The organism is Hymenobacter pini, from assembly GCF_020421205.1.
Taxonomy (GTDB): domain Bacteria; phylum Bacteroidota; class Bacteroidia; order Cytophagales; family Hymenobacteraceae; genus Hymenobacter; species Hymenobacter pini.
This window is the reverse complement of sequence record NZ_JAIZZH010000004.1, coordinates 391,680-406,932: the sequence shown is the minus strand read 5'-3', so window position 1 is coordinate 406,932 and position 15,253 is coordinate 391,680. Positions and strand designations below refer to the sequence as shown.

Below are 15,253 nucleotides of genomic sequence, written 5' to 3'. Positions count from 1 at the left end.
ATTTCATTTCCCTTCGCATGCGCTTACGTTCTTTGGGCCTGGCCCTGTTCCTGACCACCGCCAGCCCCGTTGTATTGCCCGGTTTTGCGCCGGTTGCTTTTGCCCAGCAAAAGCAGAATATCACCCTCGAAGACATCTGGCAGAAAGGCACCTTCTCAGCCCGCTCGGTGCCGGGCTTCAACTGGATGAAGGACGGCCGCTTCTACTCCTCCCTGAGCAAGGGTGATTTGGTGCAGAACGACGTAACCACCGGCCAGCCCGTGCAAACCCTGGTAGCGGCCCAGGATCTGAAGCTAGCCGGCCAGACGCAGCCGCTGCAGGTGGATGGTTACAGCTTCAACGCCGATGAAACTAAGATTCTGTTCAGCACTGATACCGAGCCGATTTACCGGCGCAGCAGCAAGTCGTACTTTTTCGTGTACGACCGGGCCAGCAAGCAGCTCACGCCCCTGAGCGCCGGCGGCAAGCAGCTGTACGCCACCTTCTCGCCCGACGGCAAGCGCGTGGCCTTCGTGCGCGACAACAACCTGTACGTAACCGACCTGGCTACCATGCAGGAAACCGCCGTAACCACGGACGGCGCTTTGAACAAAATCATCAACGGCGGTACCGACTGGGTGTACGAGGAGGAATTTTCCTTCGCCCAGGGCTTCCAATGGTCGCCCGACTCGCGCTACGTGGCCTACTACACCTTCGATGAAAGTCAGGTGCCCGAGTATAACATGCAGGAGTGGGGCCCGCTCTACCCCAAAGACTACCGCTATAAGTACCCCAAGGCCGGCGAGAAGAATTCCATCGTCAGCATTTCGGCCTATGACGTGGCCGCCGGTAAATCGGCCAAGATGAACGTGGGCACCGAAACCGACCAGTACATCCCGCGCATCCTCTGGACGCAGACGCCCGATTTACTAAGCATCCAGCGCCTGAACCGTTTGCAGAACAAGCTGGAAATTCTGCACGCCAACGCCAAAACCGGCCAGAGCAGCGTGGTACTCACCGACACCGACAAGGCCTACGTGGACATCACCGACGATTTGCGCTATCTGGCCGGCGGCAAGGAATTTCTGTTCAGCAGCGAGAAGGATGGCTACCGCCACCTCTACCTGTATGATATGAAGGGCAAGCAGGTGCGTCAGGTGACGAAGGGCAACTGGGAAATCACCGAAATCAACGGCTTCGACGAGAAGAAGGGCCTGGTGTACTTCACCAGCACAGAAGGCTCGCCGTTGCAGCGCCACTTGTACCGTATCGACCTGAAGGGCAAGGGCAAAACCCGCCTCAGCGAAGCCGGCCGCGGTACTGACGTGGTAAATCTCAGCCCCGATACCCGCTACTACCTCAACTACCACTCCGAGGCCGGGGTGCCGGCCGTAGTGAGCCTGCGCAGCGGGCAGGATGGCAAGCTGGTGAAAGTGCTGGAAGACAACGCCAAGCTGCGCGAGAAGCTGAACCAATACAACCTGGCCACGCCCGAGTTCTTTACTTTCAAAACTAGTGAAGGCGTGGAGCTGAACGGCCAGATGCTGAAGCCCACTAATTTCGACGCCACCAAAAAATACCCCGTGCTCATGCACGTGTACGGCGGCCCCGGCTCCCAAACCAACGCCGACTCCTGGGGCGGCACCAACTACCTCTGGCACCAGATGCTCACGGAAAACGGCTACATCGTGGTGATTGTGGACGGGCGCGGCACCGGGGCCCGGGGTGCGGCCTTCAAGAAAGTGACCTACGCCAACCTGGGCAAGCTCGAAACCATCGACCAGGGCGAGGGCGCCAAGTACTTGGCTACGCTGCCCTACGTGGATAAGGGCCGCATCGGCATCTGGGGCTGGAGCTTCGGCGGCTACATGACCACCCTGGCCCTCACCAAAAACGCCGACCTGTTCAAGATGGGCATTGCCGTGGCCCCCGTCACCAACTGGCGCTACTACGATACCGTGTACACCGAGCGGTTCCTGAAAACACCGCAGGAAAACCCCCAGGGCTACGACGACAACTCGCCCGTGCAGCACGCCGACAAGCTCAAGGGCAAGCTCCTGCTGGTACACGGTACCGGCGACGACAACGTGCACTTCCAGAACTCCATTGCCTTCGTGGATGCAATGGTGAAGAACAACAAGGACTTCCAGACCCTGTACTACCCCAACCGCAACCACGGCATCTACGGCGGCAACACCCGCCTGCACCTCTACCGCCAGATGACGGATTTCGTGCTGGAGAACCTGTAACTGCTGCTTGTCATTCCGAGCGAAGCGAGGAATCTGGGTTACTCTTCGGATGGTTAACCTAAATTCCTCGCTTCGCTCGGGAGGATAAGTATCCATACTATCACAAAAAAGCCCCCCACGTGAGGGGCTTTTTTGTTCCCGGCGAACTATTGCAGTAGTTCCGAGTGGCCAGCCAGCTCAGGTGCGGGCTGCGGGCTGATGGAGGTGATTTGCAAGCCGAGCAGCTGCGGGCTGCGGAATTGCTCGTAGAGGTCGGCAAACAACTCGCTTAGCTCGGCAGTGGTGGTCCGGACCTGCTGCTTGCGTTGCGAGGTGCCTACCACCTGCCCACACTCCAGATGCGCCAACGTGAGGCGGCAGCAAACCGTGTACTCCAGCGTGTTTTTCATAGCTCAAAATTTGCGGAAAGGAGAGAGCGAGAATAGAGTGTAAAGCTAAATATTTTAGTTTAAATATCTAATATAATTAGGGTTGGTTTTCGGTGTGAAATGACGGGCTGGCCAAGCTCCTACGACAACGCCTGCGGGGGTGGGGAACCGGTACCGGCAGGGCGGGTTTTATCCTGAGGCAGCGGCACAAACTCGTGGTTGTCGTTGGGTGGCAGCAAAATGCGGCCGGCCTGCCAGTCGGCCTTGGCTTGCTCAATGCGCTCCTTCCGCGACGACACGAAGTTCCACCAGATGTACCTCTCCCCCAGCGGCTCGCCGCCCAGCAGCATTAGCGTGGTGGCCTCCCGCGCTACCAGTACCGGGTCGAGGCCGGGCGTGAACACCAGCAGCTGGCCGGGCCCGTAGGTGCGGCCGTTCACTTCCAGCAGCCCCTTGGCCACGTAGGCGCCCCGCTCGGGGTAGCCGCGGGGCAGCCCAAACCGGGCGCCCGGCTGCAGCGTCACGTGCAGGTAAAACAGCGGCGAGTGGGTTTTGACGTCGTTTTTCAGGCCAAATGCGTCGCCGGCAATCAGCCGCATCCACACGCCATTATCCGTGAAAACCGGCAGCTCGTGAGGCTGGTAATTGGTGAAGGCGGGGGCGGCTTCTTCGTCGGCTTCGGGCAGGGCCACCCAGGTCTGAATCATTTCCAGCTGCCCGCCGGCCAGGGTGGCGGGGTCCTCAAACCGCTCCGAATGGGCAATGCCACTGCCGGCCGTCATCCAGTTTACCTCGCCTGGCCGGATAATCTGCTCCACGCCCAGGCTGTCCCGGTGCGTGACCTGGCCGCCAAACAAGTAGCTCACGGTGCTTAACCCGATGTGCGGGTGAGGCAGCACGTCCAAGGTGGGCAACATCTCGGGGGCTACCTGCACCGGGCCGGCGTGGTCCATAAAAATAAACGGCCCCAGCATGCGGCGCAGGCGGTAGGGTAGGATGCGCTTCACCTCAAAACCGGGGCTGAGAGCAGCCGGTCGGGCATCAATTATCTGGTCGAGCATAGCGTGAAATTGAAAGCGAAAAAGGCTGTTGAATGAGCCGGTCGGAAAAGTAAATCCGTTTTGTGTCAGGTATTTACCATAAAAAACCGATTTTGGGCCAATAAATCCGGTGTTTTCCGCGTAGAGGCGTCCTATGCCGATGTGTACTCCAACTCGTTTGCTGACTGTTGCCCTGGCTACCGGCCTGCTGCTGGGCTGCCAGCCGGAGCGCCCGGCCCAACGGGCGGCCCCGGCTACTGCGGCCCCGGCCCTGGCCGACTCGCTGCCTTACGATTCGCTGGCGCAACCCGTGGGAGCCGCTCCCAACCGCACCTGGCATCGGCTTACGCACGCCACCAACCGCCGGGCTCCGCTGATTGTGTACCGCAGCAGCCGGCCCAGTCTGCCTGATGCGCCGCCGCCCGCCGAGGCCCGGCTGCAGGACCTGACGCTGAAAGCCAGCGAGTATTTCCAGATTGACCCCACTAAAGCGGCCGAAGTGCGCGGCCGGGAAGGCACCATCGTCCGGATTCCGGCCGGGGCGCTGGTAGACAAGCGCCAGCGGCTGGTAACCACTGCCGTGTGGGTGGAATTGAAAGAATGCTACTCCGCATCTGATTTGCTGCTCTCCAACCTGCTTACCGAAAGCCTGACGGGCGCTCCGCTGGAGTTGGACGGTGCCGTGCTGGTGCGGGCCACTGCCGGCGGCCAGCAGCTGGCCCTGGCGGCGGGCCGGGCACTACAGTTGGAGTTAGCGGGCGCACCTTCCGCACTGCCGCTGTTATATGGACAGGCCAACGGGCCTGATCCTGTCCGCTGGCAGCAAGCCGAAGCCCAGCCCTTGCCCGATGCGCAGGTACTAACCACCGCCCAGCAAATGCCCCGCTACGGCCAGGGCCCGGCCGATATCAACCGACTTATACGGTACCCGCGGGCCGCGCAGGAAAACCACACCGAAGGACTGGTGTTTGCCTCCTTTGTGGTAGATGAGGCCGGCCGCGTAACGCAGCCCCATATTTTGCGGGGCCTGGGCAATGGCTGCGACGAAGAAGTGCTACGGGTGCTGCGCCAGACATCGGGCCACTGGGTGCCGGGCCAGCAGGATGGGCGCTTCGTGAAGGTGAAACTGACGCTGCCCATCCGATTCCATTTCCAGCCCGGCTTGGCCACCGCCCCCGAAACGGCCGCCGTGGCCGATGCCACGCCAATGGAGGAACCCGTGCTGAATGACTTGGCCGACAGCCCCGGCGCGTTGCAGGCCAGCCGGCTAGGCTGGCTGGCTGCCGGGCGGAGTTGGCAAAGTGCAGCCGCCAGTCTGTTCGTGCCTACCCAGGCGGCGGAGGGGCCATGCATGGTGAGGCTGCTGGTGCCCGGGCACCGGATAGTGTTGTCGGCGCAGTTGGAGGTTGGTGGTTACCAGTTTCCGGTGGCTCCCGCTGGCGCTACCGTGGTAGGCCTGCGCTACGAGAATGGCACCCCCTTCATGGCCCGCCTGACAACCACCGCCGCAGACACGCTACGTTTCCGGGAAACCACCCTGGCCGACTTGGAAACCACGCTCGAAAAGTTCAACTAACGCTTCGGTAGTCTAACGGCGAGGCCCCAGCCGCAGCGTGCGGCAGGAGTCCGACTGAATCAGCGGTTCCGTCTGGAAACTGGTTTGCCAAGCACGCAGAGCTTTCTGCCCGCACACCACCACCACGTCGCCGGGACTAGATTGTGCGGCCTGCCACGCTGGGCGGCGCGCTACGGTGTGGCCCTGCTGATATTGCGCGGCTAGCTGATAATAGAGTGGCGCATCGTTGAAGCTGCCATCGGTGCCGAGAGTGTAGGTCCAGAGCTCGGGGTGTTGCCGCCACTGCTGCTGCAGGTGGTGCCCATACACCAGCTGGTGATTATCAAAGCGGTGTTTGGACAGCTGGCGGAGGTACTGCACCTGGTTGAGGTATGGGGAGGCCGCCAGGCCCAATACTGCAGCTACGCGCCCGGCGTAGCGCACCGGCCGGCCGCCGGCATGTTGCTGAGCGTGCCGAAAAAGCACGGTACCCGCGGCGGCTGCCAGCAGCGCCAGCAGCGGAAAGGCTGGGGCATCATACCACACCAGCTTAGTTTCGGCCAAGGAAATAACCAGCAGGAAGCTCCCCACGATGGGGGCCAGTGCCCGGCCCAGCCACCACCCCGCCGAGTTGCGAGGCTGCCACCACCCCAGGCTGACGCCCAGCAACGCCGGTAGCAGCCACAGGGCAAACTGCCAGTTGGCCAGCAGGCTCAGGTAGAATTCAAATGGCCCGTTGTTGCCCTCCAACTCATGCGCGACCGGGCCGCCTACTTCATACTGCCACACGGCTGCGAGGTAGCCAGGAGCCGCCGTCTCACGCACCGCGTACCAACTGCCCGCCGCTAGCACCACAACACCCGCCGCCAGCCACGGGGCCAGGGTGCGCAGGCGGTGAAGGCAGCCGGTGCTCCAGGCCGCCAGCAGCAGCCCAGGACCAAACATGGCACCAGCAATACCTTTGGTAAGCACGGCCAAGGCAAAAGCCACACCGGTACCCCAGGCCCAGCGGGCCCGGCCGCTCCGCAGAAAGGCCACCCAGCAGCAGACGCCTAAAGTGGTCCAAAGCGTCAGGAAAGCATCAAAATCAGCGGTGCGGGCTACGTGGAAGCAGACGTAGCCCGGCGCGGTAATTAACACCAACCCCGCCAGCAGTCCGGCCAGCCGGCTGCGCAGCCACCGGGTAGCGGCGGCATATACCACGCTCACCGTAGCCAGAGCCGCCAGCGCGGCCGGTAAGCGCAGCCCCAGCTCAGAAGGGCCCAGCAGCCGGATGCTGCCGGCCAGCGTCCAGAGCCAGAGCGGGGGCTTGCAGTTCCAGAGGTCGGGCTGGCCCTCGTAGCGGGCTACCAGCCAGTCGTGGTGCACGAGCATGCCCAGCGCATCCAGGGCCGTGCGCGACTCGTCCCATTGCTGCACCGGAAAAGAGCTTAGCTGCCAGAACAGCGGAAAATACGCCAGGGCCAGCAGTAGCAGCAGGGGCAAAACCCGCTGCCAGAGCGGGCTATGGTGGGTAGGGGAGGAAGCAGAGTGCACGCCCTAAGCTACGGCAGCGGCTAAGGTTGTACAAGCCACCCCCCAGATTCGGCTACAGCTTGATGCACACGTTTTGCGCCTCCGTAAAGAAGCGTAGCGCCTCCAAGCCGCCTTCCCGGCCCACCCCGGAGTTCTTCATGCCCCCGAAGGGTGTGCGTAGGTCACGGTGCAGCCAGGTGTTCACCCACACCACCCCGGCGTGAAGCTGCTGGGCCACACGGTGCGCCCGGGTTACGTCGCGCGTCCAGAGTGTAGCCGAGAGGCCATATTCCGTACCATTGGCCCAGCGCAGAGCTTCCTCCTCGGTATCAAAGGGCGTGAGCGTCACCACCGGCCCGAATATCTCTTCCTGATTGACGCGGCACTCGGGGCCTAGGCCTTCGAACACGGTGGGCTGCAGAAAGTAGCCGTCGGCGCAACGGCCCGGTAGCTGCACCCGCTGCCCGCCCGCCAGCAGTCGGCCGCCTTCCTGGTGAGCCAGCTCAATGTAGGCCAGCACCTTTTGCAGGTGCGCCTCGCTTACCAGTGCGCCCTGCCGGGTAGTTTCGTCCAGCGGGTCGCCTACGGTAAGGCTCTGCACCTGGGCCAGAAACTCGGTTTTAAACTGCTCGTAGATGGGCCTTTCTACCAAGATGCGGGACCCGCACAGGCAAATCTGCCCTTGGTTGGCAAACGAGCTGCGAATGCTGGTTTGCACGGCGGCGGCCAGGTCGCAGTCGGCAAAAATGATGTTGGGGTTCTTGCCGCCCAGCTCCAGGGAGAGTTTCTTGAAGCGGGGTGCGGCCGAACGGGCAATCTGCTCGCCGGTTTTAGTGCCCCCCGTAAAGCTGATGGCCCGGATGCCGGGGTGTTCGACCAAGGCTTGCCCTACGCCGGGACCCGTGCCGTGCACAATGTTGAGTACTCCCGGCGGCAGGCCGGCCTGCTGCACCAGCTCGCTCAGCAGAAAAGCCGTGTAGGGCGTCATTTCCGAGGGCTTGGCCACCACGCAGCAGCCCACGGCCAGGGCGGGTGCAATTTTCCAGGTGAACAGGTACAGCGGCAGGTTCCAGGGCGAGATACAGCCCACTACGCCCAGCGGGTGCCGCACCGTGTAATTTACGGCCACGCCTTCCTGCACGTGGGCTTCGGTGGCAAAATGCCCGGCAGCAGTACCGAAAAAGGCGAAGTTGCTGGCGGCCCGCGGAATATCCAGGCTGCGGGCCAAGCTCAGGGGCTTGCCATTATCCTGACTTTCGGCCCGGGCCAGCGGTTCCAGGTGTTGCTCAATCAGCTCGGCGAGGCGCACCAGCCGGCGGCCCCGCTCCTCGGCCGGCAGCGCCCGCCAGGCCGGCAACGCTGCCTCGGCGGCGCGCACGGCCGCGTCCACGTCGGCGGCGTCGGAGTCGGGCACCTGGGCAAATGGCTGGCCGGTGGCCGGCTCAAGCAGCGGTAAGTAACGACCGGCTACCGGGGGCTGCAGATGGCCGCCAATGAGGTTCTGAAGCTGAAGCATACAGGTGGGAATCAAGGACAAAGTACCTTTGCCGGAAATTTAGATATATCGGGCCCGCCGCCCAAAGGCCGTGGTACCGGGGTGTTATGCAAAGCTATCAGAATGCGGAATGTACTGGTGTGGCTCGGTTACGTGGCTGTGTTTATTGTGTTTACCTGGCCCTTGGCACTGGCACCGGCCACCAGCTTTCCGGTAGTGCCGGGGCATGATACGTACCAGTTTTACTGGAACGTATGGCACTTTCGGCAGGCTCTGCTAGCCGGTCACAACCCTTGGTACACAACGTGGCAGTTTTACCCGCAGGGCTCCTGGCTGATTATGCACGCCTACATTCCGATAGTGGGCATGCTGGCCGTTGTGGTGCGCAACGAGATGCTAGCCATTAATCTGGCGTTGCTGCTCAGCTACAGCTTATCGGGTCTGGGGGCGTATCTGCTGGCAAAACGCTGGGTATGGCAGCCATTATTGTGCCTACTGGCCGGTTTCATCTTCGCCTTCTCGCCTTATAAGATGCAGCGGCTGCCGGAGCACTACAACCTAGTGCTTACGGCAACGGTGCCCTTTTATATACTAGCCTTGCTACGTGCCTTCCGGTTTGAAACGGGACGGTGGCTGCCGCAGGTGCGTAGCTGGCGGGCAGTGGCCGGCTGCCTGGCCCTCGGCGTGCTCACACTCCTGAGCGACTATTACGTGTTGTTCGGGCTGCTGTATTTCACGGCGTTGTACGCGGCGTGGTTTGGGCTGCGGTTGGGGCAGCTCAACTGGCGCAGCTGGCGGATATGGGCGGGCTTGGTTGCGGTGTTAGTCGTGAGCCACATCAGCATCCGGCTGCTGCGGCTGGCCGGCGCCCCTGAAAACGGCTTGTGGTGGGCCGGTGACCTAGTAGCGTATCTGCTGCCCCACCCACCAGCCGCTGGGTTGATTTTGGCTGGAGCCACCGCCTGTACCATTCTACCCTTTTCAACCTGCCTGGCTCCCTCGAAAATACTTTATTCCTGGGCTACGTGCTGCCGCTGGTGGCTTTGCTGGGGTGGCACTACCGGCGCACTTCCGCCGTGCGGCAGGATGCGGCCGGGCGGCCCTTGGCGTGGGTGTTGTTGGTGTTTTTTTTGCTCACGGTGCCTACGCTGCGCATCTACGGGCACGAGCAGCTAAACCTGCCTACGGCTTTCGTGCATTTTGTGCCCTTCGTCAACAACATCCGCTGCCCCACGCGCTGGGTGTTGTTTATCAGCCTGTTACTGCCGCTGGTAGCATTCAGCCATTTGGAAGCTGGCGGGTTTGGCCGGTGGCGGAGCAAATGGCAGTGGGCGCTGGCTCTGGGGCTGACTGCCGGGGTGCTCGTGGAGTACTGGCCGGCCCCTTACCAGCGGGCCACGGCGGCCGATGTACCGGCCGTGTACCGGTACGTAGCCGGCCTGCCCGGCACCACGCTGATAACGGTGCCGTTTGGCATTGGTGATGGTAGCCGACAATTGGGTCAGATGCCTTCCGAGCAGTTGTTTTACCAGCAGTGGCACCACAAAAAGCTACTGGGCGGCTACCTCTCAAGGGTGCGGCCGGAGTTTTTTACCGCTGTAGCGGAGCAGCCCTTTCTGCACACATTACTGACGCTGCAGGCGCATCCCGGCTCAGTGCCTACCGCGCCGCTGCCGGCGGCGCAGGTGCGGGCTTTTCTGCGCCACTACCAGCCGGCCGCGTTTGTGGTGCCGCCCCGCTACCGGCAGCAGGCGGTGGGCCAGTGGCTGCTGCGTACCCTGCAAAGCCAAGGGTACCAGGCCCGCACGGTTGATGGGTATCTGGTGTTGCAGCCGGCCCGACCTGAGTAGCGCGGCTACAGATGGCGGCTGGCAGCCTGTATGTTTTCCGTGGGTTCCAGGTCCGTTTCTTCGATAATGTAGAGCGGCCGCTGGCGGGCGTTGGCTCCTAGCCGGGCCATGTATTCGCCAATGATGCCAATAGCCATCAGCTGCACGCCGCCCAGAAACAGCACGCTCACCATAATGGACGGCCAGCCCACGCCGTAGTTGTGCAGGAAAAAGCGGGCATACACGGCGTACAGCATCACCAGGAAAGCAATACCCGAGACGGTAAAGCCCCCGATGGTGGCCACCCGCAACGGCAGGTCGGAAAAGGACGTAATGCCATCCAGCGCCAGCCGGATAAGCTTGCTGTACGTGTAGCCCGGCTCCCCGCCGGCCCGCTCGGAGCGGTCAAACTCCAGAAACGTCTGGCGGTAGCCAATCCAGGCAATCTGGCCCCGGATAAACTTGTTCTGCTCCGGCATCTGCTTCAGGGCGTTTACCACCTTGCGCGACACAATGCGGAAGTCGCCGGTATCCAGCGGGATATTGACGGAGGTGATGCTGGCCAGAATGCGGTAGAACATCTTGGCCGTGAAGAGCTTGATCATACTCTCGCCCTGGCGGGAACGGCGCTTGGCGTACACCACCTCGTAGCCTTCGTGCAGCTTCTGGTACAGCTCCGGAAGCAGCTCCGGCGGATCCTGCAGGTCGCCATCCATCACCACCACGGCGGCTCCCGACGACTTATCCAATCCGGCCGTAATGGCAATCTGGTGGCCGAAGTTGCGGCTGAAGGTGATGTAGTGAATGCGCGGGTCATGGGCAGCCAGCCCCCGAATCAGCTCCAAAGACCGGTCACGGGAGCCGTCGTTTACCAGAATGACTTCTGCCTGCCAGGGTTGTGCATCCAACATGGCGGCTACCCGGGCGTAGAGGGCCGGCAGGTTGGCTTCTTCGTTGTAAATCGGAATAACGATGGAAAGATCCACGGCAGTTGGGGCAAAAATTTAGGCGGCAGGCTTGCGGGCCAGCGCAAATACGCTGACGCCAACCGGCGCATTGAACGTTTGTAATAAGCAGTTTTCGGCCGTAATAAAGCCGCGCAGCAGCGTATTCAGCAGAGGCGGCGTGGCGAAGAAGTCATCCTTCAGCGGCTCCGCATCGGTGACGGGGCGGGGTGGGCGCAGGCGGTTGAGCAGCCGCACGGCCGCCGTCGGGAAAAACAGGCCTACATTCCAGTAGGAGCGACGCTGCACCCGCAGGCCGGCCTGCTCCAGCGCCGTGGCCAGCTGCGCGGCGGTGTAACGCCGGAAATGCTGGTTCACCACATCGTGCTTACCCCACAAAAACGTGAAGGCCGGCACGAATACCAGCAACTGCCCGCCCGGTCGCAGAACGCGCTGCCACTCCCGCAGGGCCTGCTGCTCATCGGCAATGTGCTCCAGCACGTCCGAGGCAATAACCAGGTCGAAGGCCGCATCCGGGAAATCCAGCCGCGCCCCGTCCATGCAGGACGTATTGAGCAGGCCGCGCTGCCGGGCCAGGGCAATGCCGGTTTCGCTCACGTCAATGCCCGTCAGGTTGGTGTAGCCCTGCTGGGCTAGGCGCTGCAGCAGCGGCCCGCCCGAGCACCCGATTTCCAGCACAGCAGCCGTGGTGGGCAGGCGCAACGCCTCAATCATGCGGAACACCATGTCGCGCCGGGCCCGAAACCACCAGTAGTTTTCCTCAATCTGGTGGTACTTCAGTTCGTACTCAAGGTTCATGAAACGGCAGGTCGGGGCCAGTGCTCCGGGGTGGCGGGAGCCGGGCGAATGTTGGTGTCGGAAATGATGTAGAGGGGCCGCTGCCGCACGTTGGCGCTGAGGCGGGCAATGTATTCCCCAATAATGCCCACGGCAATCAGCTGTACCCCACCCAGAAACAGGATGCTGATCATCAGGGAGGCCCAGCCCGGCTGGTAGTTGCCGCTCACAAACCGGGAGTACAGCGTGTACAGCATCACCAGAAAGGCAATGGCTGATACCAGAAAGCCGCTGATGGTAGCCGCTTTCAGGGGCGCATCCGAGAAGCCGGTGATGCCATCCAGCGCCAGCCGGATCATTTTGCGGTAGGTGTAGCCGGTAGCGCCGCCGGCCCGCTCGGCCCGGTCGTACTCCAGGTAAGTCTGGCGGTAGCCAATCCACGAAATCTGGCCCCGGATAAACTTGTTCTGCTCCGGCATCTGCTTCAGGGCATCGACTACCTTGCGCGTGATGATGCGGAAGTCGCCGGTATCCACCGGAATGGAAATATTGGTGATGCTGGCCAGCAGGCGGTAAAACAGCTTGGCCGTGAGCTTTTTGGCGGCGCTTTCGCCCTGGCGGGAGCGGCGTTTAGCGTACACCACCTCGTAGCCTTCGCGCAGCTTCTGGTACAATTGCGGAATCAGCTCCGGCGGGTCCTGCAGGTCGGCATCAATAATGACCACGGCCTCGCCCACCGATAAATCCAGCCCGGCCGTTACGGCAATCTGGTGGCCGAAATTGCGGCTGAAATCAATGTATCGTACCCGCTTGTCACGGGCGGCCAGCGTCTGAATCAGGGCCAGCGACTGGTCGCGGGAGCCGTCGTTGATGAAAATAAACTCGTAGCCGCCCGGTAAAGGCATGCCATCCAGTACGTTACTTAACCGCTCGTGCAGCGCCGCAATGTTGGCTTCTTCGTTGTAAATGGGAATAATAACGGACAGGTCCAAGGGCGTACGCAGTAAGGATGGCGGTTGGGAAGGTAAAAATGGCGAAAGTATACGGACCGGCACGAATGCCTGCGCCGAACTAGCCTATCGGTAGCCCGCGCGGGGCCAGTAATGGCGCTACCACCGGTAAAAAACCGACAGAATCCGGATGCCATTCACCTTCACGGCGTGCACCTCATTGCCCACGCTGGCCGGGTAAGGCTCCGGGTGCGTGCGATACGCCGTCAGAAAGTATACTTCCTGGCTGTTGGGGTTGATAACGAACCGGGCCCGGTCGGCGGGTTTCAGAATGGCCAGGTTGTTTTCCAGCACAATCCGGAACGGCGCATCAATGGCAATGGTAGACGCCGTGCTGTTGGCCAGAATCCACTGTAGGCCTTTGCGGTACGAAAGGCCCCAGTAGTCGCCCTCGAACAGCTGGCTGGCGGCCGGGTCGGTCAGGAAGGAGTAAAAAACCTGCTGGTTGGGGTGGGCCCGCACCATGCGTACCACCGTGTAGCCCATTTCCAGCCCGGCCAGCGTGGCCAGTGCCCACACTAGGCGCGGCCGGAGGGTACGGTGGCTGGCGGCCCGCCACAGGGCCTGCCCGCCGTGCACCGCCAGCAGAATGAGCGCCGGATAGATAAAGTACAGGTGCCGCCACCCGTCATAAATCACGGAGTGCAGCACAATAATGAGGGCCGGCGGAATAAAAAACCAGGCCAGCAGCAGCGCGTCAATCTTTCCTTCCAATGACTGCATGTAGGCCAGCTTGCCCTTCCAGAACGAGCGGCCCACCGCCACCAGCCCCAGCAGGCCGGCCACGCAGTAGGCAATGGGGGTGGAAATGATAATCCAGACCGGCGCGTAGTGCCAGGGCAAAGCCAGGGAATGCACCTTCTCGCCCAGGTACAGGATGTAGCCGTCCCAGCGGAACTTCTTCATGTTCTCGAAGGCCAGCAGGAAATTGTTGAGAGGCGCTTCCCACAGATACGGCCAGCCTACCACCGTAAAGGCCGCCGTGGCCACGCAGTAAGCCGCCACAATGGTTAGCAGCTTTTGCCGGGGCAGGCGCGACGAGGACGCGGGCAGCAGCTCCAACGCAAACAGGGCCAGGGTAATAGCCACCAGCAGGCAGCCCAGAATCCGGATATCGGTAGCAATGGCGGTGGCGGCCCCGTGCAGCACGGCCCGGCCCACGGTAGGCCGCTGCAGCAGCCGCACCAGCGTGTAGGCTCCGAATGTGAAGAAGCTCAGCAGTACCAGATCCTTCCCATTGCTGAACGCATCAGCAAAAATGCGGGGCGAAACCAGCAGCAGGGTGCTGGCCAACAAACCCAGCGCCCAACTGCCGTAGCGGATAAGGGCAATGCGGTACACCGACCAGAGGGCCAGCACAAACGAGAGAAAAATACACAGGTGCCGCACGAAGTAGTACGTGCGGGAATCAACCCCACCCATGAATACTTCCATAAAGGCCAGGGGCAAATGGAATATTACGCCGTGGTCCCGCTCATCATAGGTGTGGAAATCCGGCGTATTGGCGAAAACGCCCTGCCGGCTCGTCCACTCGGGGGCCACCAGGCCGGTAATGTACTTGGCATTCACCAGCCCGTTCACCCGGTCAATGGATTCATCCCACGAGACGCCGTAGTCCTGGTAGATGCATAAGCCTAATAAAATGATAACAGCGAAGTAGCCGACGGTTAACGCGTTACGGGATACGGACATGGCGGTGACTGGCAAGCGGTAAGTAGGTGAGGCCCGGGCCCCGGCAAAGGTACAGGCCGCCACGAGTAGTTGCATGCTACCGGGTAAGAGTCCGGTTTGCCGGGACCCGGCGCTTACTCTTTTGCCGCGCCGTTAGGTGCCAGGCTACCAGAGTTTATACCTTTACTGCCGCGTCACTCAAAAACACGTCGAATATTAAGTTTCCAACGTCTACTGTACATGAAAAAGATTACCGTTCTGCTGGCACTAGTTGGGCTCAGCGCCTGCTCCTCGGAAGACAAGGCTTCGAGCAACACCGACGGCAAACTCATCACGGCCAACGATTTTGAGTCGTCAGCGGGTTGGAATGTGGACCCGAACCTGCTGGACCGCGGCCGGGCCCACTCCGGGCAATATGCCATTAAGGTAGACCAGAACCGGGAATTCAGCCTGACGTTCGATATGGCCCTGGGCCAGGCTACCCCTACCAAAATCAAAACCGTGCACCTGGAGGCCTGGGCCTTCCTGCCTAGTGACAAAGCCACCGGCATGCTGGGCGTGCAGGTAATGGATGATACCAACTCCAAGCAGGTGTTCGGGGATGGTATCCGGCTGGGCGACGTGGTGAAATCGTACGGCAAATGGACGCAGGTAAGCAAAGACATTAACCTGCCCGCCGACATTACGGCCGCGCAGCACATCCGCGTATCGTTGTGGCGGGCCGATGCCAGCGACTTCGTGCTGGTGGATGATGTGAAGCTGAGCATCAAAGAATAGTCCGGTTACTCGGCCAGGGCGGC

Annotated in this window: 13 protein-coding genes; 5 read left to right on the top strand and 8 right to left on the bottom strand. The window is 61.6% G+C overall.

All coding sequences use genetic code 11. The annotated features are described in order from the left end of the window. Positions 1-17: 17 nt before the first annotated feature. Positions 18-2,228, top strand: coding sequence for a S9 family peptidase (locus LF252_RS17580; protein ID WP_226270896.1), 2,211 nt, complete (start codon positions 18-20; stop codon positions 2,226-2,228). Positions 2,229-2,374: 146 nt separating this feature from the next. Here the strand turns inward: LF252_RS17580 and LF252_RS17575 are convergent, their stop codons facing one another. Then, positions 2,375-2,617 carry a hypothetical protein gene (locus LF252_RS17575; protein ID WP_226270895.1) on the bottom strand — a complete coding sequence of 81 codons (243 nt, stop codon included), beginning with the start codon at positions 2,615-2,617 and terminating at the stop codon, positions 2,375-2,377. A 119-nt stretch (positions 2,618-2,736) separates the two neighbouring features. Then, complete coding sequence (locus tag LF252_RS17570) at positions 2,737-3,657, bottom strand: pirin family protein (protein WP_226270894.1); 921 nt, start codon at positions 3,655-3,657, stop codon at positions 2,737-2,739. 157 nt (positions 3,658-3,814) lie between these two features. Between LF252_RS17570 and LF252_RS17565 the strand changes: the two genes are divergently transcribed. Then, complete coding sequence (locus LF252_RS17565) at positions 3,815-5,212, top strand: energy transducer TonB (protein WP_226270893.1); 1,398 nt, start codon at positions 3,815-3,817, stop codon at positions 5,210-5,212. 12 nt (positions 5,213-5,224) lie between these two features. Here LF252_RS17565 and LF252_RS17560 read toward each other — a convergent pair whose 3' ends face one another. Beyond that, positions 5,225-6,727: an ArnT family glycosyltransferase gene (locus tag LF252_RS17560; RefSeq protein ID WP_226270892.1), complete on the bottom strand. Its 1,503-nt coding sequence runs from the start codon at positions 6,725-6,727 to the stop codon at positions 5,225-5,227. 52 nt (positions 6,728-6,779) lie between these two features. Next, the gene (locus LF252_RS17555) at positions 6,780-8,222 is read right to left on the bottom strand and encodes an aldehyde dehydrogenase (protein WP_226270891.1); all 1,443 of its coding nucleotides are present in this window, start codon (positions 8,220-8,222) and stop codon (positions 6,780-6,782) included. A 102-nt stretch (positions 8,223-8,324) separates the two neighbouring features. On the opposite strand from LF252_RS17555, the gene LF252_RS17550 reads away from it, so the two are divergent. Together LF252_RS17550 and LF252_RS17545 are read left to right on the top strand one after the other, a co-directional pair. Then, positions 8,325-9,377 (top strand): hypothetical protein, encoded by a 1,053-nt coding sequence (locus tag LF252_RS17550; RefSeq protein ID WP_226270890.1) that lies wholly within the window; start codon positions 8,325-8,327, stop codon positions 9,375-9,377. After that, entirely contained in the window at positions 9,341-10,051 is a 711-nt protein-coding gene (locus LF252_RS17545) for a hypothetical protein (RefSeq protein ID WP_226270889.1), read from the top strand. Before LF252_RS17550 ends, LF252_RS17545 begins: the two co-directional genes overlap by 37 nt. A gap of 5 nt (positions 10,052-10,056) precedes the next feature. On the opposite strand, the gene LF252_RS17540 is transcribed toward LF252_RS17545, so the two are convergent. From LF252_RS17540 to LF252_RS17525, 4 genes are all read right to left on the bottom strand, one after another. After that, the gene (locus LF252_RS17540; protein WP_226270888.1) at positions 10,057-11,016 is read right to left on the bottom strand and encodes a glycosyltransferase family 2 protein; all 960 of its coding nucleotides are present in this window, start codon (positions 11,014-11,016) and stop codon (positions 10,057-10,059) included. An 18-nt stretch (positions 11,017-11,034) separates the two neighbouring features. Next, positions 11,035-11,793 (bottom strand): class I SAM-dependent methyltransferase, encoded by a 759-nt coding sequence (locus LF252_RS17535; protein WP_226270887.1) that lies wholly within the window; start codon positions 11,791-11,793, stop codon positions 11,035-11,037. Beyond that, positions 11,790-12,764 carry a glycosyltransferase family 2 protein gene (locus tag LF252_RS17530; RefSeq protein ID WP_226270886.1) on the bottom strand — a complete coding sequence of 325 codons (975 nt, stop codon included), beginning with the start codon at positions 12,762-12,764 and terminating at the stop codon, positions 11,790-11,792. The genes LF252_RS17535 and LF252_RS17530 overlap by 4 nt, the downstream gene beginning before the upstream one ends. Before the next feature lie 117 nt (positions 12,765-12,881). Further along, the gene (locus LF252_RS17525; RefSeq protein ID WP_226270885.1) at positions 12,882-14,474 is read right to left on the bottom strand and encodes a hypothetical protein; all 1,593 of its coding nucleotides are present in this window, start codon (positions 14,472-14,474) and stop codon (positions 12,882-12,884) included. A 219-nt stretch (positions 14,475-14,693) separates the two neighbouring features. On the opposite strand from LF252_RS17525, the gene LF252_RS17520 reads away from it, so the two are divergent. Next, complete coding sequence (locus LF252_RS17520) at positions 14,694-15,230, top strand: hypothetical protein (protein ID WP_226270884.1); 537 nt, start codon at positions 14,694-14,696, stop codon at positions 15,228-15,230. Positions 15,231-15,253: the final 23 nt, after the last annotated feature.

Coding starts and splice junctions, on each gene's coding strand:
- LF252_RS17580 (WP_226270896.1), top strand. CDS start 18: ATGCGCTTACGTTCTTTGGGCCTGGCCCTGTTCCTGACCACCGCCAGC.
- LF252_RS17575 (WP_226270895.1), bottom strand. CDS start 2,617: ATGAAAAACACGCTGGAGTACACGGTTTGCTGCCGCCTCACGTTGGCG.
- LF252_RS17570 (WP_226270894.1), bottom strand. CDS start 3,657: ATGCTCGACCAGATAATTGATGCCCGACCGGCTGCTCTCAGCCCCGGT.
- LF252_RS17555 (WP_226270891.1), bottom strand. CDS start 8,222: ATGCTTCAGCTTCAGAACCTCATTGGCGGCCATCTGCAGCCCCCGGTA.
- LF252_RS17550 (WP_226270890.1), top strand. CDS start 8,325: ATGCGGAATGTACTGGTGTGGCTCGGTTACGTGGCTGTGTTTATTGTG.
- LF252_RS17535 (WP_226270887.1), bottom strand. CDS start 11,793: ATGAACCTTGAGTACGAACTGAAGTACCACCAGATTGAGGAAAACTAC.
- LF252_RS17525 (WP_226270885.1), bottom strand. CDS start 14,474: ATGTCCGTATCCCGTAACGCGTTAACCGTCGGCTACTTCGCTGTTATC.
- LF252_RS17520 (WP_226270884.1), top strand. CDS start 14,694: ATGAAAAAGATTACCGTTCTGCTGGCACTAGTTGGGCTCAGCGCCTGC.